At 46.8% G+C, this 357-nt stretch carries 2 tRNA genes; both read right to left on the bottom strand.

Features of this window, described 5'->3' with window-relative positions:
• Positions 1-48 precede the first annotated feature (48 nt).
• Positions 49-124: transfer RNA gene (locus LJC66_RS27525), tRNA-Thr, on the bottom strand.
• Between the two features lie 4 nt (positions 125-128).
• Positions 129-204 (bottom strand) — tRNA-Val (locus LJC66_RS27520).
• Positions 205-357 lie beyond the last annotated feature (153 nt).

Raw genomic sequence — 357 nt, 5'->3', positions numbered from 1 at the left:
ATTTACAGTCCGCCGCGTTTAGCCACTTCGCTACCCCTCCGATATAAATGGTGCCGGCAAGAGGACTTGAACCCCCAACCTACTGATTACAAGTCAGTTGCTCTACCAGTTGAGCTACACCGGCACGATGGTGGAGGATGACGGGATCGAACCGCCGACCCCCTGCTTGTAAGGCAGGTGCTCTCCCAGCTGAGCTAATCCTCCAAAAAGATCTATATAAGCGCTTTAACAAGCGTTATTTTCATTACTTATAATAGAATATTTCAAATAAAAAACCCCTATGCTCTTTTATAAGAGACTCATAAGGGGTCTTATTCATTGCCTGGCAACGTCCTACTCTCACAGGGACAAAGTCCC

It is taken from the genome of Priestia sp. TSO9 (genome assembly GCF_021029645.1).
Lineage (GTDB): Bacteria > Bacillota > Bacilli > Bacillales > Bacillaceae_H > Priestia > Priestia megaterium_E.
Note: the sequence above shows the minus strand (reverse complement) of the source record. Positions and strands in the feature narration are given on the sequence as shown.